Origin of the sequence: Pseudomonas sp. T1.Ur (assembly GCF_023516725.1) — a bacterium.
In the GTDB taxonomy this organism is placed as follows: domain Bacteria; phylum Pseudomonadota; class Gammaproteobacteria; order Pseudomonadales; family Pseudomonadaceae; genus Aquipseudomonas; species Aquipseudomonas alvandae.
Genome location: NZ_JAMGSN010000001.1, coordinates 5,418,457 through 5,443,342, shown reverse-complemented (window position 1 = coordinate 5,443,342; position 24,886 = coordinate 5,418,457). Strand labels below are relative to the sequence as shown.

Annotated in this window: 20 protein-coding genes; 12 read left to right on the top strand and 8 right to left on the bottom strand. The window is 61.8% G+C overall.

Going from position 1 to position 24,886, the window contains the following annotated elements; translation table 11 throughout:
- Nucleotides 1-173 precede the first annotated feature (173 nt).
- The 3 genes from gabD to M8Q45_RS23970 all read left to right on the top strand — a co-directional run bounded on the left by gabD (nucleotide 174) and on the right by M8Q45_RS23970 (nucleotide 4,429).
- Complete coding sequence (gene gabD / locus M8Q45_RS23980; protein ID WP_249876664.1) at nucleotides 174-1,616, top strand: NADP-dependent succinate-semialdehyde dehydrogenase; 1,443 nt, start codon at nucleotides 174-176, stop codon at nucleotides 1,614-1,616.
- 172 nt (nucleotides 1,617-1,788) lie between these two features.
- Nucleotides 1,789-3,066: a 4-aminobutyrate--2-oxoglutarate transaminase gene (gabT, locus tag M8Q45_RS23975; RefSeq protein ID WP_249876663.1), complete on the top strand. Its 1,278-nt coding sequence runs from the start codon at nucleotides 1,789-1,791 to the stop codon at nucleotides 3,064-3,066.
- 148 nt (nucleotides 3,067-3,214) lie between these two features.
- On the top strand, nucleotides 3,215-4,429 hold the full coding sequence (locus M8Q45_RS23970; protein ID WP_249876662.1) for an HDOD domain-containing protein: 1,215 nt from the start codon (nucleotides 3,215-3,217) through the stop codon (nucleotides 4,427-4,429).
- 201 nt (nucleotides 4,430-4,630) lie between these two features.
- Here the strand turns inward: M8Q45_RS23970 and M8Q45_RS23965 are convergent, their stop codons facing one another.
- Nucleotides 4,631-5,620: a GGDEF domain-containing protein gene (locus tag M8Q45_RS23965; protein ID WP_030142191.1), complete on the bottom strand. Its 990-nt coding sequence runs from the start codon at nucleotides 5,618-5,620 to the stop codon at nucleotides 4,631-4,633.
- Between the two features lie 325 nt (nucleotides 5,621-5,945).
- Nucleotides 5,946-7,130 carry a delta-9 fatty acid desaturase DesA gene (gene desA, locus M8Q45_RS23960; protein ID WP_249876661.1) on the bottom strand — a complete coding sequence of 395 codons (1,185 nt, stop codon included), beginning with the start codon at nucleotides 7,128-7,130 and terminating at the stop codon, nucleotides 5,946-5,948.
- A gap of 145 nt (nucleotides 7,131-7,275) precedes the next feature.
- Between desA and dibA the strand changes: the two genes are divergently transcribed.
- A complete protein-coding gene (gene dibA / locus M8Q45_RS23955) occupies nucleotides 7,276-9,183 on the top strand; it encodes a phosphodiesterase DibA (protein WP_249876660.1) in 1,908 nt (635 codons plus the stop codon).
- A gap of 153 nt (nucleotides 9,184-9,336) precedes the next feature.
- Here dibA and M8Q45_RS23950 read toward each other — a convergent pair whose 3' ends face one another.
- Nucleotides 9,337-9,720: a DUF6124 family protein gene (locus M8Q45_RS23950; protein WP_249876659.1), complete on the bottom strand. Its 384-nt coding sequence runs from the start codon at nucleotides 9,718-9,720 to the stop codon at nucleotides 9,337-9,339.
- A gap of 489 nt (nucleotides 9,721-10,209) precedes the next feature.
- On the opposite strand from M8Q45_RS23950, the gene oscA reads away from it, so the two are divergent.
- The 5 genes from oscA (at nucleotide 10,210) to M8Q45_RS23925 (ending at nucleotide 14,382) form a co-directional block, all read left to right on the top strand.
- Nucleotides 10,210-10,392 carry a sulfur starvation response protein OscA gene (oscA, locus tag M8Q45_RS23945; RefSeq protein WP_003186967.1) on the top strand — a complete coding sequence of 61 codons (183 nt, stop codon included), beginning with the start codon at nucleotides 10,210-10,212 and terminating at the stop codon, nucleotides 10,390-10,392.
- Nucleotides 10,393-10,525: 133 nt separating this feature from the next.
- Entirely contained in the window at nucleotides 10,526-11,539 is a 1,014-nt protein-coding gene (locus tag M8Q45_RS23940; RefSeq protein ID WP_249876658.1) for a sulfate ABC transporter substrate-binding protein, read from the top strand.
- Between the two features lie 148 nt (nucleotides 11,540-11,687).
- The gene (gene cysT, locus M8Q45_RS23935) at nucleotides 11,688-12,506 is read left to right on the top strand and encodes a sulfate ABC transporter permease subunit CysT (RefSeq protein WP_249876657.1); all 819 of its coding nucleotides are present in this window, start codon (nucleotides 11,688-11,690) and stop codon (nucleotides 12,504-12,506) included.
- A 13-nt stretch (nucleotides 12,507-12,519) separates the two neighbouring features.
- Nucleotides 12,520-13,389 carry a sulfate ABC transporter permease subunit CysW gene (gene cysW, locus M8Q45_RS23930; protein ID WP_024618577.1) on the top strand — a complete coding sequence of 290 codons (870 nt, stop codon included), beginning with the start codon at nucleotides 12,520-12,522 and terminating at the stop codon, nucleotides 13,387-13,389.
- A gap of 3 nt (nucleotides 13,390-13,392) precedes the next feature.
- A complete protein-coding gene (locus tag M8Q45_RS23925) occupies nucleotides 13,393-14,382 on the top strand; it encodes a sulfate/molybdate ABC transporter ATP-binding protein (RefSeq protein WP_249876656.1) in 990 nt (329 codons plus the stop codon).
- 212 nt (nucleotides 14,383-14,594) lie between these two features.
- On the opposite strand, the gene M8Q45_RS23920 is transcribed toward M8Q45_RS23925, so the two are convergent.
- Complete coding sequence (locus M8Q45_RS23920) at nucleotides 14,595-15,119, bottom strand: Mpo1 family 2-hydroxy fatty acid dioxygenase (protein ID WP_249876655.1); 525 nt, start codon at nucleotides 15,117-15,119, stop codon at nucleotides 14,595-14,597.
- An 87-nt stretch (nucleotides 15,120-15,206) separates the two neighbouring features.
- Between M8Q45_RS23920 and M8Q45_RS23915 the strand changes: the two genes are divergently transcribed.
- The gene (locus M8Q45_RS23915; RefSeq protein ID WP_249876654.1) at nucleotides 15,207-15,893 is read left to right on the top strand and encodes a Crp/Fnr family transcriptional regulator; all 687 of its coding nucleotides are present in this window, start codon (nucleotides 15,207-15,209) and stop codon (nucleotides 15,891-15,893) included.
- A 180-nt stretch (nucleotides 15,894-16,073) separates the two neighbouring features.
- Here M8Q45_RS23915 and M8Q45_RS23910 read toward each other — a convergent pair whose 3' ends face one another.
- On the bottom strand, nucleotides 16,074-17,078 hold the full coding sequence (locus M8Q45_RS23910) for an AraC family transcriptional regulator (RefSeq protein WP_249876653.1): 1,005 nt from the start codon (nucleotides 17,076-17,078) through the stop codon (nucleotides 16,074-16,076).
- A 99-nt stretch (nucleotides 17,079-17,177) separates the two neighbouring features.
- Between M8Q45_RS23910 and M8Q45_RS23905 the strand changes: the two genes are divergently transcribed.
- A complete protein-coding gene (locus M8Q45_RS23905) occupies nucleotides 17,178-18,251 on the top strand; it encodes a fatty acid desaturase (RefSeq protein ID WP_249876652.1) in 1,074 nt (357 codons plus the stop codon).
- Nucleotides 18,252-18,482: 231 nt separating this feature from the next.
- On the opposite strand, the gene M8Q45_RS23900 is transcribed toward M8Q45_RS23905, so the two are convergent.
- The 3 genes from M8Q45_RS23900 to M8Q45_RS23890 all read right to left on the bottom strand — a co-directional run bounded on the left by M8Q45_RS23900 (nucleotide 18,483) and on the right by M8Q45_RS23890 (nucleotide 22,561).
- Nucleotides 18,483-20,987, bottom strand: a complete 2,505-nt coding sequence (locus M8Q45_RS23900) for a TonB-dependent siderophore receptor (RefSeq protein ID WP_249876651.1) — start codon at nucleotides 20,985-20,987, stop codon at nucleotides 18,483-18,485.
- An 85-nt stretch (nucleotides 20,988-21,072) separates the two neighbouring features.
- Nucleotides 21,073-22,056 (bottom strand): FecR domain-containing protein, encoded by a 984-nt coding sequence (locus M8Q45_RS23895; RefSeq protein WP_249876650.1) that lies wholly within the window; start codon nucleotides 22,054-22,056, stop codon nucleotides 21,073-21,075.
- Between the two features lie 4 nt (nucleotides 22,057-22,060).
- A complete protein-coding gene (locus M8Q45_RS23890) occupies nucleotides 22,061-22,561 on the bottom strand; it encodes a sigma-70 family RNA polymerase sigma factor (protein ID WP_249876649.1) in 501 nt (166 codons plus the stop codon).
- Nucleotides 22,562-22,830: 269 nt separating this feature from the next.
- On the opposite strand from M8Q45_RS23890, the gene M8Q45_RS23885 reads away from it, so the two are divergent.
- Nucleotides 22,831-24,711, top strand: coding sequence for a methyl-accepting chemotaxis protein (locus tag M8Q45_RS23885; protein WP_249876648.1), 1,881 nt, complete (start codon nucleotides 22,831-22,833; stop codon nucleotides 24,709-24,711).
- Nucleotides 24,712-24,886: the final 175 nt, after the last annotated feature.

The window sequence follows — 24,886 nt, the reverse complement described above, 5'->3', positions numbered from 1 at the left end:
TCGTTTGAGATTTCAAACGCTCTTGTCTGGGTGCTGAACCGCACGTCTGTGCTTATGTGCGTTATTTCTGTGCTTCAGCCCGGTGAATGATTTCCCTGACGGCAGCCCATAAGGCGCCTTTCTACAACTCTAATTCGCTCCGCGCGCGCGCGGTGCTGTTAAGGAAAGCCGACATGCAGCTTAAAGACACCCAGTTGTTCCGCCAGCAAGCCTTTATCGATGGCGCTTGGGTCGATGCGGACAATGGTCAGACGATCAAGGTCACCAACCCGGCAACGGGCGAAGTGCTGGGCACGGTGCCGAAGATGGGCGCTGCCGAAACCCGTCGTGCGATTGAAGCCGCCGACAAGGCGCTGCCGGCCTGGCGTGCGTTGACCGCCAAGGAGCGCGCCAACAAGCTGCGCCGTTGGTACGAATTGCTGATCGAGAACCAGGACGACCTGGGTCGCCTGATGACGCTGGAGCAGGGCAAGCCATTGGCCGAAGCCAAGGGCGAAATCGTCTACGCCGCTTCGTTTATCGAATGGTTCGCCGAAGAAGCCAAGCGCATCTACGGTGATGTGATTCCTGGCCACCAGCCCGACAAGCGCCTGATCGTGATCAAGCAGCCGATCGGCGTGACCGCGGCCATTACCCCGTGGAACTTCCCGGCGGCGATGATCACCCGCAAGGCCGGCCCGGCCCTGGCTGCCGGTTGCACCATGGTCATCAAGCCCGCTTCGCAAACCCCGTTCTCGGCCCTGGCCCTGGTTGAACTGGCGCACCGTGCGGGCATTCCGCAAGGCGTGCTGAGCGTGGTCACCGGCAGCGCCGGCGACATCGGCGGCGAGCTGACCAGCAACCCGATCGTGCGCAAGCTGTCCTTCACCGGCTCGACCGAGATCGGTCGCCAGTTGATGGCCGAATGCGCCAAGGACATCAAGAAGGTTTCCCTGGAACTGGGCGGCAACGCGCCGTTCATCGTGTTCGACGACGCCGACCTGGATAAGGCCGTCGAAGGCGCGATCATTTCCAAATACCGCAACAACGGCCAGACCTGCGTCTGCGCCAACCGCTTGTACATCCAGGATTCGGTGTACGACGCGTTCGCCGAAAAACTCAAGGTCGCAGTGGCCAAGCTCAAGATCGGCAACGGTCTGGAAGATGGCACCACCACCGGCCCGCTGATCGATGAAAAAGCCGTCGCCAAGGTCCAGGAACACATCGCCGATGCCGTCGGCAAAGGTGCGACCGTGCTGGCGGGCGGCAAGCAGATGGAAGGCAACTTCTTCGAGCCGACCATCCTGACCAACGTACCGAAAAACGCCGCCGTGGCGAAGGAAGAAACCTTCGGCCCGCTGGCGCCGTTGTTCCGCTTCAAAGACGAAGCCGAAGTGATCGCGATGTCCAACGACACCGAGTTCGGCCTGGCTTCGTACTTCTATGCCCGTGACCTGGGCCGTGTGTTCCGTGTGGCCGAGGCCCTGGAATACGGCATGGTCGGCGTCAATACCGGGTTGATTTCCAACGAGGTCGCGCCGTTCGGCGGCATCAAGGCTTCGGGCCTGGGCCGTGAAGGTTCCAAGTACGGCATCGAGGACTACCTGGAAATCAAATACCTCTGCCTGGGTATCTGATCCCGCTTCAAGCGCAAGGGGCACGAGAGCGCTGTCCCTTTGCGCGTTTCACCCGTTCTGTTTCTTGTGGCCGGAACGCTGCGGCAGTCGATCATCGCATGCTGTCGCAGTTGCCTCCCCGCCATGTATTCCTTGAGCCACGCCGACCGATGAGCGGCGAATGAGGACTGTAATGAGCAAGACTAACGCTGACTTGATGGCCCGCCGTACCGCCGCTGTTCCACGTGGCGTCGGCCAGATTCACCCGATCTTCGCCGAATCGGCGAAGAACGCTACGGTAACTGACGTTGAAGGCCGTGAATTCATCGACTTCGCCGGTGGTATCGCCGTGCTGAACACCGGCCACGTGCACCCGAAAATCATCGCCGCCGTGACCGAACAGCTGAACAAGTTGACTCACACCTGCTTCCAGGTCCTGGCCTACGAGCCGTACGTGGAACTGTGCGAAAAAATCAACGCCAAGGTGCCTGGTGATTTCGCCAAGAAGACCCTGCTGGTCACCACCGGTTCCGAAGCGGTGGAAAACGCGGTGAAAATCGCCCGCGCCGCCACTGGCCGCGCCGGTGTGATTGCCTTTACCGGCGCCTACCACGGTCGCACCATGATGACCCTGGGCCTGACCGGTAAAGTCGTGCCGTACTCGGCCGGCATGGGCCTGATGCCCGGCGGCATCTTCCGCGCGCTGTACCCGAACGAACTGCACGGTGTGAGCATCGATGATTCCATCGCCAGCATCGAGCGGATCTTCAAGAACGACGCCGAGCCACGCGACATCGCCGCCATCATCATCGAGCCCGTCCAGGGCGAGGGTGGTTTCTATGTAGCGCCGAAGGAATTCATGAAGCGCCTGCGCGCCCTGTGCGACCAGCACGGCATCCTGCTGATCGCTGACGAAGTGCAGACCGGTGCCGGCCGTACCGGCACCTTCTTCGCCATGGAACAGATGGGCGTTGCCGCCGACCTGACCACCTTCGCCAAGTCCATCGCTGGCGGCTTCCCGCTGGCCGGTGTGTGCGGCAAGGCCGAGTACATGGATGCCATCGCGCCAGGTGGCCTGGGCGGGACCTATGCGGGTAGCCCGATCGCTTGCGCCGCAGCGCTGGCGGTGATGGAAGTGTTCGAAGAAGAACACCTGCTGGATCGCTGCAAGGCCGTGGGCGAGCGCCTGGTGACTGGCCTCAAGGCTATCCAGAAGAAATACCCGGTGATCGGTGAAGTACGTGCCCTGGGCGCGATGATCGCCGTGGAACTGTTCGAAAATGGCGACAGCCACAAGCCGAACGCTGCCGCGGTGGCGCAAGTCGTCGCCAAGGCCCGTGACAAGGGCTTGATCCTGCTGTCCTGCGGCACTTACGGCAACGTCCTGCGGGTGCTGGTGCCGCTGACTTCGCCAGACGAGCAACTGGACAAAGGCCTGGCGATCATCGAAGAGTGCTTCTCCGAGCTCTGATATTCAAGAGCCTTAAGCTGTGCGTTGATCCACAAAAAACCCGCTTCGGCGGGTTTTTTCATGCCCGAGGAAAGGGGGCGGTGTTTTTGGACTGTCTGGAACGGCCGCAATTGTCTAAGGTGCATGTATTGCAAGGGAGCGATGCGGCATGACTGCTGTGGATTTACCTGCTGTACCGCGTGTGCTGATCGCCGAGGCCGATCCAGCGTCCAGGGAGCTGCTTGAACAGGTCTTGTCGGGGGTGCGTTGCGATGCCCGGGTGGACACCTGCGACGAGGGACGGCAGGCCCTGGAATTGCTGGCGCATCACCCCTATGACCTGGTGATCGCCGACTGGGAGTTGCCAGGTGTCGATGGCCTGAGCATTTTGCGCAGCTTGCGCCAGCAGCACCGTACACCGGCGTTGCCGTTCATCCTGGTGAGCCGCCGCAACGACAGCGCCAGCGTGCGCGAGGTCTTGCCACTGGCGCCGACGGCGTACCTGACCAAGCCCTTGAACCGCGAGAACCTGACCCAGCGTTTGCAGGGCCTGCTATTGAGCGGCGAAGACACTTCCAATCCCGCGCCAACCCCGGGACCGGGGCTGACGTTGGCAACGTTCCTTGAGCGCCGACGGGACCTGGCCGAAGGCGCGCCGTTGATGACCGATGTGCAAGTGGCGATCAAGCGCAGCCTCAATCCCGGTGGGCTGGATCTGAAGCTGCTGGAAGAAGAAATCCGCACCGACCCGCAGATCACCGCCGTGCTGATCGCCGCAGCCAACAGCGCTGCCCAGCACCAGGGCGGCGGCCCGGTGCAGACCGTGGCCCAGGCGTTGCACCAGCTCGGTACCGGGCAGAGCATGAACCTGATCCTTGGCCTGACCATCAAGCGCTGTGCCAGGCTGAGTGTTCCGTGCCTGGCGGACTATGCCGAACGTTATTGGGAGTTATCGCTGCACACTGCCGAATACGCCCGGACGATCGCCCGGATGCTGGACCTGGAGCAGGAGCGCTGTTACTGCGCGGGCCTGCTGCACCGCTTGGGCGACCTGGCGCTGCTGCGCTGCCTGGAAGAGTGGACGCAGGCCGGTGGCGATTTGGATGAGCCCGAGGAAGTCGGGGATTCCCTTGAACAGTTCGGCGCCGGTTTCGGCTCCGCGCTGCGCACCCGCTGGCGGCTGCCGCTGGAGCTGCGAGAATTGATTGCGGCAGTGTATGGTCTCGGCGGCGGGGTTTATTCCCGCGAGGCGCTGGTGATGAACATGGCTGCGCAGATGGCCCATTTACCATCCCATGAGGGCCTTGAAGAGCTGGCTCGGGGGCGCACGGCGCGTCTGCTGAAGATCGGGCTGCCGGAATTGATGCGGTTGCGCCGCCAGTAAGACCACCACCTGACTCTGTGGGAACAAGCCCGCTGCCGCTGGCCGCGTGTAGGAGCTGTGTAGGAGCTGTGTAGGAGCTGTCGAGTGCAACGAGGCTGCGATCTTTCTCCAGACACTTGAGTCTCAAGTGAAAGATCAAAAGATCAAAAGATCGCAGCCTTCGGCAGCTCCTACAGGGCGCAGCCGAGCACGAGCAAGCTCTCAAGCCGCGATAATGCGGTTCTTGCCCTGGCGCTTGGCCTCGTACATCGCCGCATCGGCACGGGCGAACAGGCTGTCGAGGGTCTGGTCCTCGGCGGTGATCCCGGTCAGGCCCTGGCTGACGGTGATTCCGAAATTCTGCTCCCCGCAGCGGAACGCCAGGCGTTGGATTTCCCGTTGCAGGCGCTCGGCCACCTGCAACGCCATGTCCGGTGGGCAGCCTGGAAACACGGCGGCAAATTCCTCGCCGCCGATCCGCCCGAACAGGTCGCCACGCCTGAGCACGGTCCTTCCGCTTTCAGCGATTTTCTGCAATACCGTATCGCCTTCCTGATGGCCGTAGGTGTCGTTGATCAACTTGAAATCATCGATGTCCAGCAACAGGAACGCCATGGGCGTGCCTTGCAGCCGAGCCTGCTCGAACTCGCGATGGGCACACTCGAAGAAGTGCCGGCGGTTGCTGCTCTGGGTCAGCACATCGGTGGTCGCTAGCCGCTGCAGTTCGCTTTCGAGCAGTTTTTTCTCGGTAATGTCTTCGGCGATACCGACAACGATCACCGGCTGTCCCGGGTCGGCTTGGCGGTTGATGAAGCATTTGTCGCTTAGCCAGCGAATCTGCCCATCGGCGGCGATGATTCGATATTCGCGGTCTTCGACGGCACCTTTGACTAACACTTCGGCGAGGCTGCGTTCGGCGTAATCCAGGTCGTCCGGGTAGATGGCGTCACGCCATTCGTTGTAATCCGCCAGTACCAGGCCTGCGGGCCGACCGAAAATCCGTTCGTAGGCGGGGCTGACATACAGCACCTGCCGGGTTTCCCAATTGAACGCCCACAACACCGCATTGACGCTGACGAGCAACGAACTGAACAACTGCTCCCGCTCGCTCAGGCGTGCCACTTCGCCTTGGGCGTGCATCAGCGCCATGAGTGTCTGGGCCGCTTCGGGCCAATGAGGCTGGGATGAATCCTGTAGGTTCTTGTCGACCATCGGCACAAATCTCAAAGAACGTGCATTGCTATGGATTTGCACGCGCTTACTCCAAAGCCCGCCAGGATGGCGAAGTGCTCTTGAGATAGGGGATTGTGGGCGAAGTTCCTTTTCAGGCGACGAAGGGCGGGGAATGACGACGCTGAACCTGTGGCGAGGGGATTCAGCGAAACGTCGCACCGCCCCGTTGGGCTGCGCAGCCCCGTAGGAGCTGCCGAGTGCAACGAGGCTGCGATCTTGTCGCAGACACTTGCATCGCAAGTGAAAGATCAAAAGATCGCAGCCTTCGGCCGCTCCTACAGGTCCTTGCCGTGGCGTTGCGGTGTCAGGCCGTGGCAGGCCGCAGCGAGTAGGTCTTGAGCTGGTCGGCGAAATCCCGCAGGGACTGGATGCCACTGGCCTCGGCCTCGTGGACCCATTCCTTGATGGCGGCGAGCATGTCATGGCCGTTGCTGCTGGTCTTGGCCCAGATCTGCTGCAAGGCCAGGCGTTTTTCGTAGATCACCTTCAGCGCCTGGCTGTGCTCCAGCATGTTCTGGATGCGCAGGTGATGGCGATCGTCCAGCAGGCTGGTTTCCCGTGACAGCAGGCGTTTGGCCCGATGAAACTGGTGGCGCACCGAGTGATCGACTTTATCCAGCTCCTGCTTGACCAGCGGCGCGATGACCAGCCGACGGTACTGGGCCATGATCTGGAAACGGTTGTTGAGGATCGCCATGGCGGTGTCCATGTCCAGGTGGCCCTTGCCTTCGACACGGTGGGCGATTGGCGCGACCCGCTGGACCTTCGCCAGGCGCAGGAAGCTGAAGACCTTGATCCAGGCCCAGCCCAGGTCGAATTCCCATTTGCGCACCGACAATTTGGCGGAGTTGGGGTAGGTGTGGTGGTTATTGTGCAGCTCTTCGCCACCGATCAGGATGCCCCAGGGCACCAGGTTGGTCGCCGCGTCGCGACATTCGAAGTTGCGGTAACCCACGGCATGCCCCAGGCCGTTGACCACGCCGGCGGCCCAGACGGGGATCCACATCATCTGGATGGCCCAGATGGTAATGCCGATGGTGCCGAACAGCAGCAGGTCGATGACGCCCATGATCGCCACGCCCAGCAAAGGGAAGCGGCTATAGAGGTTGCGCTCGATCCAGTCTTCCGGGCAGTTCTTGCCATAGATGCGCAGGGTTTCGGGGTTTTCCGCCTCGGCGCGATACAGCTCGGCGCCTTTGCGCAGTACCGTGGACAAGCCTTTGATGACCGGGCTGTGGGGGTCATCCTCGGTTTCGCATTTGGCGTGGTGCTTGCGGTGAATGGCCGTCCACTCGCGGGTGTTCTGTGCCGTGGTCAGCCACAGCCAGAAGCGGAAGAAATGTTTGAGGCCGGCGTTGAGTTCCAGGGAACGGTGGGCCGAATAACGGTGCAGGTAGACCGTGACGCTGATGATCGTCACGTGGGTCATCAGCAGGGTGACTGCCACCAGCGACCAGGGCGACAAGCCAAGAAAACCTTCGTACCACATAGGCTGTAGGGCCCTCGATAAAAATAGAAACTGCCGTTGCATTATCACCAGCTCAAGGGATAAAACCAGTCGGCCTTTCAGATAAGAGTGGCAGGATGTTTCTTCCACTATAATCCCCTCAAATTACAGGGACATGGACGACCGCATGACCATCTCTCACCGCGCTGCCGTGCGTGGGGCACTGCTCTACCTCGTGTTATCCATTGCCTGGCTGCAGCTGGTTGGTTATTTATTGAGCAGTTTCTTCGATCATTCCGCCGACCGGCTTCGCTGGCAACTGATCAACGGTTATGCCTGGGTACTGGTCAGCGCCGGGCTGATGTTCATGGCTCGGGTGCGGATCGCGCGTTGTTTCGAGAAGGGCGAGGGCAGCGTCGACCGCGAACGATTGCGCCAGGCCGCCGCCGTCTTCGATTGCACCCGCGAAGGGGTCCTGGTCACGGACCGCCAGGGCCTGATCGTCCACGTTAACCGGGCGTTCATGGCGATCACCGGTTATGGTCGGGACGAAGTGCTGGGGCGCCAACCCAATCTGTTCAAATCCGGCCGGCACGGCCCGGCGTTCTACCGGGAAATGTTTGCCTCCCTGTCCAGCCGTGGCGAATGGAGCGGTGAAATCTGGAATCGCCGTAAAAGTGGCGAAATCTATCCGCAATGGCAAACCATCCGTGCCGTTGTCGATGACAACGGTGAGGTCAGCCAATACGTCGCGGTGTTTTCCGACATCAGCGCGATCAAGGACTCGGAACATGAACTGGCGCACCTGGCCCATCATGATCCGCTGACCGGCCTGCCCAATCGCCTGCTGTTTTCCGATCGCACCGAGCAAGCCGTGGCCTCGGCGCAGCTCCACAAGCGTGGGTGCGCGCTCCTGTTGTTGGACCTGGACCATTTCAAGAACATCAACGACAGCCTGGGCCATACGGTGGGTGACGAGCTGCTCAAAGGCGTGGCCAAGCGCTTCCTCGACCTGTTCGCGCCGGGCATCACCCTGGCTCGGCTGGGCGGCGACGAGTTCGCGGTGCTGGTGGAAAACTGCTCGCAGCCCGGGCAGGCAGCGGCGCTGGCCCGGCGCATCCTCGACGCCCTGAAAGAGCCGTTGCAACTCGGCGAGCAATCCTTGTTTGTCAACGCCAGCATCGGTATCAGCCTGTTTCCCGGTGACGCTCTCAGCGCCGGGCAATTGCTGCGCAACGCCGATTCGGCGCTGTTCAAGGCCAAGAGCAGCGGGCGCGATGGCTATGCCTTGTACACCGAAGAACTCACCGCTCACGCCCAGCAAGGGGTCGAGGTCGCTTTCGAACTTCGGCGCGCCCTGCAGCAAGAGGAATTGCGCGTGCATTACCAACCGGTGCACGACCTGGCGACCAGCCGCCTGGTCGGGGTCGAGGCGTTGGTGCGCTGGGAGCATCCCACGCGTGGGCTGGTCTCTCCGGCTGAGTTCATTCCGATTGCCGAGCGTACGGGGCTGATCGCCCAGATCGATGCCTGGGTCATGGAGCAGGCCTGCCGGCAGATGTGCCAGTGGCAGCAGGCCGGCGTGGTCTTGTCGTTCGTGGCGGTCAACGTCTCCAGCCGCTTGTTCGCCCGTCGCGAATTGTACGAGCAAGTCGCCCGCGTACTGCACGAGACGGGCCTGGATCCGGCCCTCCTGGAACTGGAAGTGACCGAAAGTGCGGTCATGGAGGATCCGGAAGTGGCGCTGGAACAGATGCACCGCTTGCGCGAATTGGGCGTGCGCTTGGCTATCGATGACTTCGGCACGGGGTATTCATCGCTGCTGCGGCTCAAGCGTTTGCCGGTGCAAAAGCTCAAGATCGACCAGGGTTTTGTCGCCGGGTTGCCGTGGGACGAGGACGACGTGGCGATTGTCCGCGTGATCATCGCCCTGGCTCATAGCATGGGCATGCAGGTGCATGCCGAGGGCATAGAACAGCAGGAGCAAGCGGCGTTTCTGCTGGGCCAGGCTTGTGAGTTGGGGCAGGGGTATTGGTTTGGCCGGCCGGTGGCGGCGGTGCAGTTGGATTGGGGGCGGGCGCCGGTGATTGCGTGATCCCCCGGCATTGATGTCGACTGATGCACCGCCATCGCGAGCAGGCTCGCTCCCACAGTAGATTGGCGTTGAACTGGAGATTCGGTTCGACACAGAACCTTGTGGGAGCGAGCCTGCTCGCGAAGGCGTCGGTTCAGCTTGCCTCTATATCCGTTATCCCTTGGCTGCAGACGCCGCCGCCCCCTTCGTTTCCAAATGATCCAACGCTCGTTCAACCAACAACTGAACCCCATCGGCCATGCGACTGATCGCCAGGGCGACGCAACGGCGTGATTCGTCGATGTCGTCGGCCAGGTCGGCGGCGATGGTGCTGATGGAGAGCAGGTCTTCGGAGGCGTTGGCGAGCAGGGTTTCGGTGTCGATGTGCGGGGAGACGATGAAGAGCTGGTCTTTGTCGGGTTCCGGTGGTGAGGCGGGATGGGGCTTGAGGTAGTAGTCGAGGGCGCGGTTGGTGGCGTCTTCGAGGCGTTTTTCTTCGAGTTTTTCGACGCGGGATTTGTGACCGCCTTTTGGCGGATTAGGCGTTACTTTGAACATGATTGTATTTCCGATATGTAATTGAGTGATTGCTGGCACCTTTCGTTGCACCGAAGAGGTGGCAGCTGTGCGCGGGTGTGCAAGACCGGGCATATCGGACCCCGGCAGACCTCGAGAGTCTCCCGCGCGCAGCCGCCATAAATACGCCAATACGAGCATGAGCCGTTGGCGTAGCAGTTGCGCGCCGATATGTACCGGACTTGCACGTCCGTGTCACCGTTTTTTGCGATGACGATCAGAGGTTAGCGGTGCTCGGCAGTGCTGCCTAGTTCATCAAAGGCACCACGTATTGAAGGAAATCTCCGACGATATGGCAGGGGAAAAGACCCGCCATATCGCCCGTTGTAGGACGCCCAAATCCAAGCATCATTTTGGTTATATAAAAATTCTTAAATAGTCTTTTTAAGAATATCTCGCTTTATCTAGTATTGCTCCCACGCCGCAAGCAGTGCCGCCCACTGCCAGGCAATCATTCAAAGGAGCAGCAGCATGAGCGCATCCCTACGTAGCGTTGACGGCCAGGACGAAGCAACCATCTTGCGCGAGATCCAGAGCGCGTTGCGCGATCTACGCTTTGGGGCGGTGGAAATCACCGTGCACAACGCCCAGGTGGTCCAGATTGAACGCAAGGAAAAATTCCGTTTGCAGCAGCCGAGTCATAAGCCGTCTTGAAACGCCAAAAAGATCGCAGCCTTCGGCAGCTCCTACAGGGGGGGCTTGGCGTAGGAGCTGCCGAAGGCTGCGATCTTTTCAGGTCCACAACGATTTCGAAGCCATAAAAACCAGAATTCCAGGAGCTTTCACCATGTCGTCGATTCGCCGTTATGCCTTGGCCGCCCTGGCCAGCGCTGTTTTTGCAGGTTCCGCGGTTGCCAAGGATTACGAGTTGCTCAACGTGTCCTACGACCCGACCCGCGAGCTGTACCAGGACTACAACGCCGAATTCGCCAGTTTCTGGAAGAAAGCACACCCGGACGACACGGTGAAAATCCAACAGTCCCACGGCGGCTCGGGCAAGCAAGGCCGGGCGGTGATCGATGGCCTGCGCGCCGACGTCGTGACGCTGGCCCTGGCCGGTGACATCGACGAAATCGCCAAGCTGGGCAAATCCCTGCCAGCGGACTGGCAAACCCGCCTGCCGGACGCCAGCACGCCTTATACTTCGACCATCGTATTCCTGGTGCGCAAGGGCAATCCCAAGGGCATCAAGGATTGGGGCGACCTGATCAAGAATGACGTGTCGGTCATCACGCCGAACCCGAAAACCTCCGGCGGCGCTCGCTGGAATTTCCTCGCCGCCTGGGCCTACGGCCTGAAAGCCAACGGCGGCGACGAGGCCAAGGCCAAGGAATACGTGCAAGCGCTGTTCAAGCACGTGCCGGTCCTCGACACCGGGGCCCGAGGTTCGACCATCACCTTCGTCAACAACGGCCAGGGTGACGTGTTGCTGGCCTGGGAAAACGAAGCCTTCCTGGCGTTGAAAGAAGAGGGGGGCGCCGACAAGTTCGACATCGTCGTGCCGTCGCTGTCGATCCTCGCCGAACCGCCGGTGGCGGTGGTGGACAAGAACGCCGAGAAAAAGGGCAATGCCGAGATCGCCGAAGCGTACCTCAAGCACCTGTACAGCCCGGCCGGCCAGGAAATCGCCGCGAAGAACTTCTATCGCCCACGTGACAAGGACGTGGCCGCCAAGTATTCCCGGCAGTTCCCGAAAGTGGAGCTGGTGACCATCGACAAGGACTTCGGCGGCTGGAAGACTGCCCAGCCGAAATTCTTCAACGATGGCGGCGTGTTCGACCAGATCTATCAGGCGCAGTAAGCTGGAATAGAGCGCAATTCATGTGGGAGCGAGCTTGCTCGCGAAGGCGGTTGCACAGTCAATATCCATGTTGCCTGATACACCGCTTTCGCGAGCAGGCTCGCTCCCACAGGTTCCGCACCCTGCGAGTTCTCAACCAAGGACCTTTATGTCGCGTCGCATATCCCCCGTCATACCCGGCTTCGGGCTGACGCTGGGCTACACCCTGGTGTACCTCAGTCTGATTGTGCTCATACCGCTGGCGGCAATGTTCGTACACGCCGCCCAACTCACCTGGGAACAATTCTGGGCGATCGTTTCGGCGCCGCGGGTGCTGGCTGCCCTGAAGCTCAGTTTCGGCACCGCGCTGTACGCCGCGATCATCAACGGTGTAATCGGCACGTTGCTGGCCTGGGTGCTGGTGCGCTACACCTTCCCCGGCCGCAAGATTATCGATGCGATGATCGACCTGCCATTCGCCCTGCCCACTGCCGTGGCCGGTATTGCCCTGACGGCGTTGTATGCGCCGACCGGCCTGGTCGGCCAGTTCGCCACTGACCTGGGCTTCAAGATCGCTTACACCCCGCTGGGTATCACCCTGGCGCTGACCTTCGTGACGCTGCCGTTCGTGGTGCGCACGGTGCAGCCGGTGCTGGCCGACATTCCCCGTGAAGTCGAAGAAGCCGCCGCTTGCCTCGGTGCCAAGCCGTGGCAGGTGTTCCGCCACATCCTCGTGCCGGCGCTGTTGCCGGCCTGGTTGACCGGCTTCGCCCTGGCCTTTGCCCGGGGTGTGGGCGAGTACGGTTCGGTGATTTTCATCGCCGGCAACATGCCGATGAAAACCGAGATCCTGCCGCTGCTGATCATGGTCAAGCTCGACCAATACGACTACACCGGCGCCACTTCCATCGGCGTGCTGATGCTGGTGGTTTCCTTCGTCCTGTTGCTGCTGATCAACTTGCTGCAGCGGCGCATCGAAACCCCATAAGGAGGCGCGAACCATGTCCCAATCGTCTATTTCCGCTGCCTCCACCAACGCGGCTCGTCGCGGCAGTGCAACGTCGCGGCGCGTCTTGATCGGCCTCGGCTGGCTGATTTTTGCGCTGTTCCTGCTGTTGCCGTTGTTCATAGTCGTGTCCCAAGGCCTGAAGCTCGGGCTGGGGGCGTTCTTCACCGCGATCTTCGAACCCGACGCGCTGTCGGCGCTGAAGCTCACGGTGATCGCCGTGCTGATCTCGGTGCCGCTGAACCTGGTGTTCGGCGTCAGTGCCGCGTGGTGCGTGAGCAAGTATTCATTCCGCGGCAAGAGCATGCTGGTGACGCTGATCGACCTGCCATTCTCGGTGTCGCCGGTCATCGCGGGCCTGGTCTACGTGCTGATGTTCGGCGCCCAGGGCCTGTTCGGGCCTTGGCTGTCGGATCACGACATCCAGATCGTGTTCGCGCTGCCGGGCATCGTCCTGGCGACGATCTTCGTCACGGTGCCGTTCGTGGCCCGTGAGTTGATCCCGCTGATGCAGGAACAAGGCACCCAGGAAGAAGAGGCCGCGCGCCTGCTGGGCGCCAATGGCTGGCAGATGTTCTGGCATGTCACCGTGCCGAACATCAAGTGGGGCCTGATCTATGGCGTGGTGCTGTGTACCGCCCGGGCCATGGGTGAGTTCGGCGCGGTGTCGGTGGTCTCCGGGCACATTCGCGGGGTGACCAATACCCTGCCGCTGCACGTCGAGATCCTCTACAACGAATACAACCACGTGGCCGCGTTCGCCGTGGCGAGCCTGTTGCTGATCCTGGCGCTCTTCATCCTGCTGCTCAAGCAGTGGAGCGAAAACCGAATCAACCGCCTGCGCGCCAGCGCCGCGGAGGAATAAGTCATGTCGATCGAAGTCCGTAACGTCAGCAAGAATTTCAACGCCTTCCGGGCCCTGGACGACATCAGCCTGGACATCCAGAGCGGCGAGTTGGTAGCGCTGCTCGGGCCATCCGGTTGCGGCAAGACCACCTTGCTGCGGATCATCGCCGGCCTCGAGACTCCGGACCAAGGCAGCATCGTGTTCCATGGCGAGGACGTGTCCGGCCACGACGTGCGTGATCGCAACGTCGGTTTTGTGTTCCAGCACTACGCCTTGTTCCGTCACATGACGGTGTTCGACAACGTCGCTTTCGGCCTGCGCATGAAGCCCAAGGGCCAGCGTCCGAACGAAAGCCAGATCGCGACCAAGGTCCACGAACTGCTGAACATGGTGCAACTGGATTGGCTCGCCGACCGTTACCCGGAGCAACTGTCCGGCGGCCAGCGCCAGCGTATTGCCCTGGCCCGCGCCTTGGCGGTGGAGCCCAAGGTATTGCTGCTGGACGAACCGTTCGGCGCCCTCGACGCCAAGGTTCGCAAGGAACTGCGCCGCTGGCTGGCGCGCCTGCACGAGGACATCAACCTGACCTCGGTGTTCGTGACCCACGACCAGGAAGAAGCCATGGAAGTCGCCGACCGCATCGTGGTGATGAACAAAGGCGTGATCGAGCAGATCGGCTCGCCGGGGGATGTCTACGAGAATCCGGCCAGCGACTTTGTGTATCACTTCCTTGGCGACTCGAACCGGCTGCATTTGGGTGAGGATCGGCATGTGCTGTTCCGCCCTCACGAAGTGTCACTGTCGCGTTCGGAGTTGGAAGACCATCATGCCGCCGAAGTGCGGGACATTCGTCCGTTGGGCGCGACCACTCGGGTGACCTTAAAGGTCGAGGGCCAGAGCGAGTTGATCGAAGCCGAAGTGGTGAAGGACCACGACAGCCTGGTGGGGTTGGCGAAGGGCGAGACGCTGTTCTTCAAGCCGAAGGTCTGGCAGAAAGTCTCAAACCTCTAAGAGCAAAAGAACAAGCAAAAGCATCGCGAGCACGCTCGCTCTTACAGTAGAACTTTAGTGAACACAATATGGGTGCGCATATGGAGATCCACTGTGGGAGCTTGCTCGCGATGGCGGTGGAGCAGTCGACACATCGGTGACTGGCCGAGCGCAATCGCGAGCAAGCTCGCTCCCACAGGGGTAGCCTCACCGCTACCTGCATTACGTAGCTTTCAGGCCGTCGAGCGCTGGTTGCGCAACGCCACCGGCCCGGCGCGCTCCTCGATGGCGCGTTTCAGGTCACCGCGAAGCCCCAGCAGGAAGCCCGCTTCCACCACCACGAACAGTGGCCCGACAATCAACCCGGTCAGGTCATCGACAAACGCCGGTTTGCGTCCTTCCCAGTAATGACCGACAAACTGGATCACCCAGCCCACCACGAACATGCCCAGGCCGCTGCCCAGCCACACCGTTGTGCTTTGCGCCGCGAGCACCTGGCCCAGCCAGACGGCGAGCCCCAGCAGCAGGGTCATCAGCACACCCAGGCGCAGTTCCAGGCGCAGATAGAACCAGGCACTCGCGACGGCCACCAGCAGCGCCGGGGAAACCAGGAACGCGCCGACCGGCCATCCCGGCCGTGACAGCAGCACGGCGACGGCGACGAAGATCAGCGGGATACCGATGAAGTGGCTGGCGATGTTGCGCGGGTCGCGGTGGTAGGCCGCGTATTGACTGAGGTGATCGACGAGGCTTTTCATTGTTGTTCCTCCTGGGGTGATGCCTGCATGATGATCGGGTTTCACCAGGCGCTCTGTCAGCTAGCCGACACTTGTTCCGGAGTTTCCATGAATTCGCACCCCTGGCACACGCATCTGCTGACCGGACATTGGTACAGCCATTTGCCCGCCGAGTTTCAGGATAGCCTGCTGGGCATGTCGCGGGTGCGCCGACTGGCACCGGGGCAACGGCTGTTCCAGCGCGGCGATCCGCCGTGTGGCTTGTACGCGGTGCTCGAAGGGGCGGTGCGCATCGGTGCGGTCAGCGAGCAGGGCAAGGAAGCGCTGCTGAGCGTGGTGGAGCCACCCCACTGGTTCGGTGAGATCTGCCTGTTCGACGGCCAGCCGCGCACCCATGATGCGGTGGGTGTCGGGCAATGTGCGTTGCTGCATTTGCCGCAGGCTGCGCTATTGGCCTTTCTGGAAGAACAACCCGTGCATTGGCGCCATCTCGCCCTGTTGATGAGCCACAAGCTGCGCCTGACCTTCATCAACCTCGAACACCTGAGCCTGATGCCCGCCCCGGCCCGCCTGGCCCACCGCCTGCTGATGATCGCCGAAGGCTACGGCGAAATCGAACCGGCGCGCCGGGTCTTGCAGTTGCCCCAGGAACAACTGGCATTGATGCTTTCCCTGTCGCGCCAGACCACCAACCAGATCCTCAAAGATTTGCAGGGGCAGGGCATTGTTCACCTGAGTTATGGCGAAATCGAAATCCTCGACATCGAACGGTTGCGGGCCTTGACCACCCTGTAAAGTCCGACCCGGAGTTGCTCCCGCTGGGGCCCGTAGGAGCTGGCGAAGCCTGCGATCTTTTGATCCTCAAATGTCTTGGAAAAGATCGCAGTCTCGCTTCGCTCGGCAGCTCCTACAACGCAGCCGAGCGGGAGCAAGCTCCCTCGCCACGGGGGCTGCGTTGCTCGTTGCATGCAGACCCTACCGCAACCCATCCCGAAACTGCCCCGGCGTCAGGCCCGTCCAGCGCTTGAACGCGCGGCTGAAGCTGCTGGTGTCGGCGAAGCCCAGCAGATAGCTGACTTCGCTCAGCGAGCATTGCGGATCGCGCAAATGCAGTAGCGCGAGGTTTTCACGGCATTCGTTGAGCAGCGCGTCGAAGCGGCAGCCTTCGTCGGCCAGGTGTCGCTGCAGGCTGCGCAGGCTCAGGTGCATGGCCTGGGCGATGCGCTCGGCGCTGGGTTCGCCTTCGGGCAATTGGGCTTCGATGGCGGCGCGGACCTTGCGCTCCCAGGTCAGCGGCTGGAGTTGGGCGAGGGTGCGCTTGAGTACGGTTTCGTTGTGTTCGGCCAGCTCCGGGTTGGCATCGTCCAGGTGACTGTCGAAATCGACGAGACTGAATTCCAGGCAATCCTGGTTGGCGGCGAAATGCACGGGCGCCCGAAAGACCTTGTGCCATGGGCTGGGGTCCAGCGGTTCCGGCCGGCGCAGGTAGACCGCCAGCGGTGCGTAGTCGCGGCCCAGCCGGTTGCGGCAGGTGCGCACGTAGATCGCGGCAAACGCGTCGATGGCTTCGAAGGCGGGGGCGGGGCGTCCCGCCGGCACATCGAGACTGAAACGATAGCGGTCTTCGCCGCGGCTCAGTTGCAAGGCCAGCGCATCGCTGACCACCGGGTGATACCGCACGATCCGCTCGAACACCTCCCGCAGGCTGCCGCTGGCCACCAAGGCGTAGCCCAACGCATGGAACGTGGTGGGGCTGACGAAGCGCGACACCCGCAGGCCGATCGCCGGGTCGCCGCTGGCCTGCACCGCCAATGCCCACAGGCGCGTGGTGGCCGAGAGCGGGTAGCGGGCGTTCGGGTCGTCCATCAGCGCTGGGTCCAGGCCCGCTTCCACGCATAAGGCTTGGCTGTCCAAGCCCAAGGCATCGAGCTGCTTGCGCAGGGCACGGGTCCAGCTGGCGAGGGAGGTGGGTTCGGTCATGACATTGGCGCTTGTGGTCAACAGGTTGGCGTTTACGGCTACCACCCGATGGGACAACGCCCGGCAGGATGAGCACATCGTTAACAGAGGATGTAAGCCATGCACGGCACTTGCGCAAGCTCGGAGCGATTGAATGCACAACAGCGAGCCGCCCACATTCGCCAGGTTGTTTTGGCCCGAGGCGATGAACTGCGCCGGCGCTACCCGATCCTGCGGCACCAGGACGCGTTGGGCGCGTGCATCCTGGCGTTTGCCCTGGCGGGGATGATCGGTTCGGCGCTGCTCTATATCGACGGTTACCTGGCCGGTTGGGCCTGCCTGTTGCTCAACGCGTTTTTCGCCTCGCTGACCCACGAGCTGGAGCATGACCTGATCCACAGCATGTATTTGCGCAAGCAGCGCGTGCCCCACAACCTGATGATGGGCCTGGTGTGGCTGGCGCGGCCGAGCACCATCAATCCGTGGATTCGTCGCCATCTTCACCTCAACCACCACAAGGTGTCCGGCAGCGAAGCGGACATCGAAGAACGGGCTATCACTAACGGCGAACCTTGGGCGTTGGCGCGTTTGCTGATGGTGGGTGACAACGTGATGTCGGCGTTCATCCGCCTGCTGCGAGCCAAGACCTGGGCGCACAAGCGCAGCATCCTCAAGCGCACGCTGAAGGTGTATTTCCCGCTGGCGCTGTTGCACTGGGGCGCCTGGTACGTGTTCCTCGGTTTCCATGGGATCAACGCGGTGGCCGGGCTGTTGGGCGCTTCCATTGATTGGTCAACGAGTACCCTGGCGACGATGCACGTCATCGACATCGCCGCCGTGGTGATCATCGGCCCGAATGTGCTGCGCACCTTTTGCCTGCACTTCGTCAGCTCGAACATGCACTACTACGGCGACATCGAGCCGGGCAATGTCATCCAGCAGACCCAGGTGTTGAACCCTTGGTGGTTGTGGCCGTTGCAGGCGTTCTGCTTCAACTTCGGCAGCAGCCATGGCATCCATCATTTCGTGGTGAAGGAGCCGTTTTATATTCGGCAGCTGACGGTACCGGTGGCGCATGAGGTGATGCGGGAGATGGGCGTGCGGTTCAATGATTTCGGTACGTTTGGGCGGGCGAATCGGTTTGCCGGCGAGGACGGCGTTGCGAGGGAAAAGGCGGAGGCGGTTCAGGTCTGATCGCTCCCTTATGAGCGAAGGTAATCCCGTGGCGAGGGAGCTTGCTCCCGCTCGGTTCTGTAGGAGCTGGCGAAGGCTCGGGCCGCGTTCGGACGATCTTTTGATCCTGATCTTTCGTTTGGGATTGTCCCGGAAAAGATCGCAGCCTCGCTTCGCTCGGCAGCTCCTACAACGCAACCGAGCGGGAGCAAGCTCCCTCGCCACGGAGGATGAGTCAAGCCCGAAAGCGAGTCAGAACTGATAACTCACCGTAGCCGCCACATTGCGCTCTTCACCCATGTAGCAAAAGTTCAGGCTGGCGCACGAGGCGACGTAGGTTTCGTTGGTGAGGTTGTTGGCGTTCAGGCGCACATCCACGCCTTTCAAGCCGACCTTGCCCAGGTCATACCCCACCGATGCATCGAACAGCGTGTACGAAGGCACTTTCAGGGTGTTCTCCGCGTCGACCCAGCTGTAGCCGACATAGCGCACGCCGCCGCCCAGTCGCAGGCCATCGAGCGTGCCGCTGTCGAATTTGTAGTCGGCCCACACCGAGGCCATGTGGCGCGGGGCCTGGGTCGGCGAGTTGCCTTTGTTTTCGATGATGTTGGTGGGCGTGCTCAGGGTACTCACCATCGATTTCGAGTATTCGATGTCGGTGAAGGTGTAGCTGCCCAGTACCTTGAACTGCTCGGTCAATTGCACGTGCGCTTCCAGCTCCAGGCCTTGGGAGCGGACGGCGCCGACGGCGCGGTAGAAGTTGTCCTGGGGCAGCTTGGTCGCCAGGTTCTCCTGGTCGATGCGGAACAGCGAGGCGGTGTACAAATCATCCGTGCCCGGCGGTTGGTATTTCAGGCCCAGTTCCCATTGTTTGCCGTCGGTGGGCGGCAAAGGATTGCCGGCGCTGTCGGCATAAGAGTTGGGGTTGAACGACTCCGAATAGCTGATGTACGGCGCCAGGCCGTTATCGAACAGGTACAGCGCCCCGACGCGACCGGTGAGCTTGGTGCGCTTGTCGCTGATCTCGGTGCCTTCAGGGCGGCCGAATTCGGCGATGCGGTTTTCGTCCGAGGTTTCGACCCAGTCCTGGCGCAGGCCCAGGGAGAAGCGCCACTTGTCCATTTCGATCAGGTCTTGCAGATAGACGCCGGTCTGCTCCAGGCGCCGCAGATAGCTGGTGTCAGAGCGATTACTGATCGCGGAATTGCCATAGACCGGGTCGAAGGCGTTGATCGGAGCGAGGGTGCCGCTGGTCCAATCGACCACGGTCTTGCGCCGCTGGTAGTCGGCGCCCATCAGCACCGTGTGCTTGGTCGCGCCGGTGAAGAATTCGGCCTGCAGCATGTTGTCGACAATGAACGAGTGCAGCTTCTCGTTGGCACCGGTGTAGTAACGGTTCAACTCATTGCTGGTCGGGCTGGTCCAGCCGAAGGCGTAGACCTGATTGTTGGTGACGTCCGAGTCCAGGTAGCGGAAATTCTGCCGGGCGGTGAAGACATCGTTGAAACGGTGTTCGAATTGATAGCCGAACGATTGCTGGTCACGCTCGTACACGTCGACGCCGGGCTCGCCTTCGAAGAAGTGTTCCGAGATCCGCCGGCCATTGCGCTTGTGCAACGCGCCATCGGCCGGTACGCCGCCATGGTAGCCGCCGTCCGGTTCGTGCTGCAGGTAGGCTTGCAGGGTCAGCGAGGTGTCCTCGGTGAAGTCGATGCTGACGGTGGGCGCCAGGGTGAAGCGCTTTTCCTTGTTGTGATCGAACTGGGTGTCGGAGGTGTCCGCCAGGCCGACCAGGCGATAGGCGATGCGTTTTTCATCGTCCACCGGCCCGCTGAAGTCGAAGCCCACGCCGCGCTGGCCTTGGGTGCCGACGGTGGCCTGGACCTGATGGTAGGCCTCGTACAGCGGCTTTTTGCTGGTGAGCGCCACCAGGCCGCCCGGCGAGCTGCGGCCATACAGCACCGAGGACGGGCCTTTGAGGATGTCGACCCGTTCCAGGAAATACGGATCGACCTGCATGGAGCTATAGGTGCCGCTGTCGCCCATGGATTTGAGGCCGTCGAGGTAGATATTGTCCACCGAGCCGTCGTTGAAGCCGCGCATGGCCACGTAGTCGTAGCGATGGGTCGCGCCGTAGGGGTTGGTCAGCACGCCGGGGGTGTAGCGCATCGCCTGGGACACGGTCTGCGCGCCCTGGTCGTCCATCTGCTCGCGCGTCACCACCGATACGCTTTGCGACGTCTCGCGCAGGGCGGTACTGGTTTTCGTCGCGACCTGGCTGTGGGTGGCGTTGTAGCCCGCCATGCTGCCCAAGGCGTTACCCAGGGCGAAACCCTTGACGTCGGTGGTCGGCAGCGCCAGCGCGCTGTCCGCGGCTTGGGCCTGCAAGACGTAGCCGCTGCCTTCCTGGCCGACCGCAATCAGCCCCGAGCCATTGAGCAACTGGTCCAAGGCCTGGTCCGCGGAATATTCACCTTTGAGGCCTGGCGACTGGCGGCCGGCGGTTTGCTCGGGGGTGCTCGCCAACGTAACCCCTGCCTGGCGCGCGAACTGGTTCAGCACCTCGCTCAATGGGCCCGCGGCGATGTTGTAGCTCTGGCGGCTGGCGGTGACGCCGTCCTGCGCGGCGATGGCCAGCGTCGGCACAGCGCTGACGCCCAGCGCCGTGCTCAGCAGCGCGGCACGGACGGCTTGGCGCAAGAGGCTGGTTTGCGGGGAACAGCCGAAGGAGGTCTTGAGGGTTACGCGCTCAGTCATTATGGGTTTCCGTTGGAGTCGCTGAAGGCAGATAAGCGTTGCTTACTGTCCTAGCCGGACGCCTGCGCAAAACCCGCCAAAAAAATCAGGCCGGACGTTCCACTGTCAGCCACCAGCGGGTTCGATAGCGCAGTTGCACGGGCAGCGTGCGCGGGAGCACGGCCAGCATCTTGTCGATGTCGTCCAGGCGGAAGACGCCGGACAAACGCAGGTCCGCCACCGAGGCAGCGCATTTCAGATAGCCCCGGCGGTAGCGGCCGACCTCGTTGAGGAAGTCTTCCAGGCGCATGTTGCGCGTGACGATCAAGCCGTCCGCCCAAGCGCCTGCGTCCATGTCCAAGGGCGGTGCCAACGTCGCTGTCGATGAGCTGACGAGATAGCTTTGCCCGGCCTCCACTTGGATCGGCGCGCCGTCGCTGCCTTGGTGCGAGCGAATGGCGACCCGCCCGCTGGTGACGCTCAGGCGCGTGCAGTCGCTGTCCTGGCGTACGACGAAGCGCCCCTCCAACCCTTCGAACAAACCTTCGCGGCTTTTTACCAACAGGGGGCGTCCGGGATCGCGGCCACAAGTGACCATGATTTCGCCGCGCGCCAACGTGATCAGGCGTTGGCTCGCCGTATAGTCGAGATCGGCTGCGCTGCGGGTGTTGAGTTCAAGCCGTGTGCCGTCCGGCAATTGAAAACCGCGTCGTTCGCCCGTGGCGGTAGCGAAGTCGGCATTCCAGGGCTGCCCGCCCAAATCGTTGCCCAGCCACGCGGCGGCACCCACCACGGCGACGCCGGACAACAGTTTCAACGCCTGGCGCCGACCGAGGCGCTGGGCGCTGGTTTCCAGGGGGTCGAGGGCGATATGGGCACCGGGCACGGCTCGAAGGTTGGCCGTCAATTCGCTGTGCAGCGACTGCACCCGTTGCCAGGCCAGTTCGTGATCGTGGTGGGCGATGCGCCAGGCGTCGCACTGTTGGCGCAATGTCGGGTTGGCGGCATGGTTGCGCAGGCGCAGCAGCCAATGGATCGCTTGCTTGACCACCTGTTGCGAAGGGCCGCGCCCCCGCGAGGTCTGATCCATCGGCTCAATGCTCATAGCGCAGCACGTAGCAGTGATACAGCGCATCGGCGACATAACGTTCCACGGACCGCAACGAGATGCCCATTTGCTCGGCAATCTGCTTGTAGGTCATGTCTTCACACTGGGCCAGGAGGAACGCCCTGCGCACCTTGGGCTTGAGGCCTTCGAGCATGCGCGCGATGGCTTCCAGCAGTTCAAGGATCAACGCCTGGGCTTCGGCACCGGGGGTTTGTGCTTCCGGCAGGTGCGCGATGCTTTCGAGGTAGGCGCGTTCAATTTCCTCACGGCGCCAATGGTCGATCACCAGGCCTTGGGCGACGGTGCGCAGAAACGCGCGAGGCGCCTTGAGTTCCAGGCGTTCGGTGCGTTGCAACAGGCGTACGAAAGTGTCCTGGGCCAGGTCGGCCGCATCGGCGGCGTTGCCCAATCGGCTGCGCAGCCATGCATGGAGCCAGCCGTGATGGCTGCAATAGAGCGCCTGTACTGCTAACTGGGGAGAGGACATGAACGCGATGGCCTGCTATCACAAATGATAATAGGTCGCATTGTCATAAGCGTTCATCAAATTTGCAACCACCGTTCGCCGCAGGCCTGCGCAGATCTTTGATGATCATCTCGTCGGACAATTGAACAACCGCCTAATCTTTTCCCAAGGCTGGCCGACAGAAAGGTATGCGTGCACCAAAATGGAGCGGATCCAATCGCCAGCTTTTGCGGCTACATGGAATTGCCAACCGGAATGCACCCCCATCCCCTGCATAAGAAGTCCCATCCATGAATCTAAAGTTCAGCCACAAAATCCTCCTGGCCGCCTCTGGTGTGGTGGTTCTGGCTTTTGCCTTGTTCACGCTCTACAACGATTATTTGCAACGCAACACCATCGGCCGCAGCCTCGAGTCATCCATCGAGCAATCCGGTGACCTCACGGCCAGCAGCGTCCAGAACTGGATGAGTGGGCGGATACTGGTATTGGAGAACCTGGCGCAAAATATCGCGCATCAAGGGACGAGCGCCGATTTGCCGGGGCTGGTCGACCAGCCGGCGTTGACCTCGAACTTCCAGTTCACCTACGTGGGCCAGAACAACGGCGTGTTCACCCAGCGGCCTGACGCGAAGATGCCCGACGGTTATGACCCGCGTCAGCGTCCCTGGTACAAACAGGCCGTCACCGCCGATAAAACCATGCTGACCCCACCTTACGCGGCGGCCGTTGGCGGCCTGGTGGTGACCATTGCCCTGCCGGTCAAGCACAACGGCGAGCTGCTCGGTGTGGTCGGTGGTGACCTGAGCCTGGAAACCCTGGTGAAGATCATCAACTCCGTGGATTTCGGTGGCATCGGCCATGCGTTCCTGGTCAGCGGCGACGGTCAGGTGATCGTCAGCCCGGACAAAGACCAGGTGATGAAGAACCTCAAGGACATCTACCCAGGCACCCCGGTGCGCATCGGCAAAGGCATCCAGGACGTGGAGCTGAACGGGCAGGACCGCATCCTTTCGTTCACCCCGGTGACCGGTTTGCCGGGCGCCGAGTGGTACATCGGCCTGTCGATCGACAAGAGCAAGGCCTACGCGCCGCTGAGCCAGTTCCGTACGTCGGCGCTGATCGCGATGTTCGTCGCGGTGGCGGCGATTGCGCTGCTGCTGAGCCTGCTGATCCAAGTGTTGATGCGTCCGTTGACCACCATGGGCCGTGCGATGCAGGACATTGCCCAGGGTGAAGGCGACCTGACCCGGCGCCTGGTCGTGCAGGGCAAGGACGAGTTCGCGGTGTTGGGTGGTTCGTTCAACCAGTTCGTGGAACGTATTCATGCTTCGATCGCCGAAGTGTCTTCCGCCACGCGCCAGGTGCATGACCTGTCGCAACGGGTGATGACGTCTTCCAACGCCTCGCTCGTCGGTTCGGATGAACAGAGCGCGCGCACCAACAGCGTGGCCGCCGCGATCAATCAGTTGGGCGCCGCGACCCAGGAAATCGCCCGCAACGCCGCCGACGCCTCGCAGCACGCCAGTGGCGCCAGCGAGCAAGCGGACGACGGTCGCCAAGTGGTGGAAAAAACCATCCAGGCCATGACCGAGCTGTCGCAGAAGATCAGCCTGTCGTGTACCCAGATCGAAACGCTGAACGCGAGCACCGACAACATCGGGCACATCCTGGACGTGATCAAGGGTATCTCCCAGCAAACCAACCTGCTGGCCTTGAACGCCGCCATCGAAGCGGCCCGTGCCGGTGAAGCCGGACGTGGTTTCGCGGTGGTGGCCGATGAGGTGCGCAACCTGGCGCATCGCACCCAGGAGTCGGCCGAAGAAATTCACAAGATGATCACGTCGCTGCAAGTCGGCTCTCGTGAGGCCGTGACCACGATGAACGCCAGCCAGGCCTCCAGCGAGGAGAGCGTGGAAGTGGCGAACCAGGCCGGCCTGCGCCTGGTCAGCGTGACCCAGCGCATCGGCGAAATCGATGGCATGAACCAGTCCGTGGCTGCCGCGACCGAAGAACAGACCGCCGTGGTGGAAACCCTCAACATGGACGTCACGCACATCAATATGTTGAACCAGCAAAGCGTCGCCAACCTCAACGAGACCCTGAAGGACTGCGATGCCTTGTCGCAGCAGGCCAATCGGTTGAAGCAGTTGGTGGACAGCTTCAAGATCTGATCCTGTAGGAGCTGGCGAAGCCTGCGATCTTTTGATCCTGATCTTTCGTTTGGGATTGAAGTGTGTTGGAAAAGATCGCAGCCTCGCTTCGCTCGGCAGCTCCTACAACGCCGCCGAGCGGGAGCAAGCTCCCTCGCCATGGGTAACGGATCGTCTGGATTAGACCCGTTCCCAC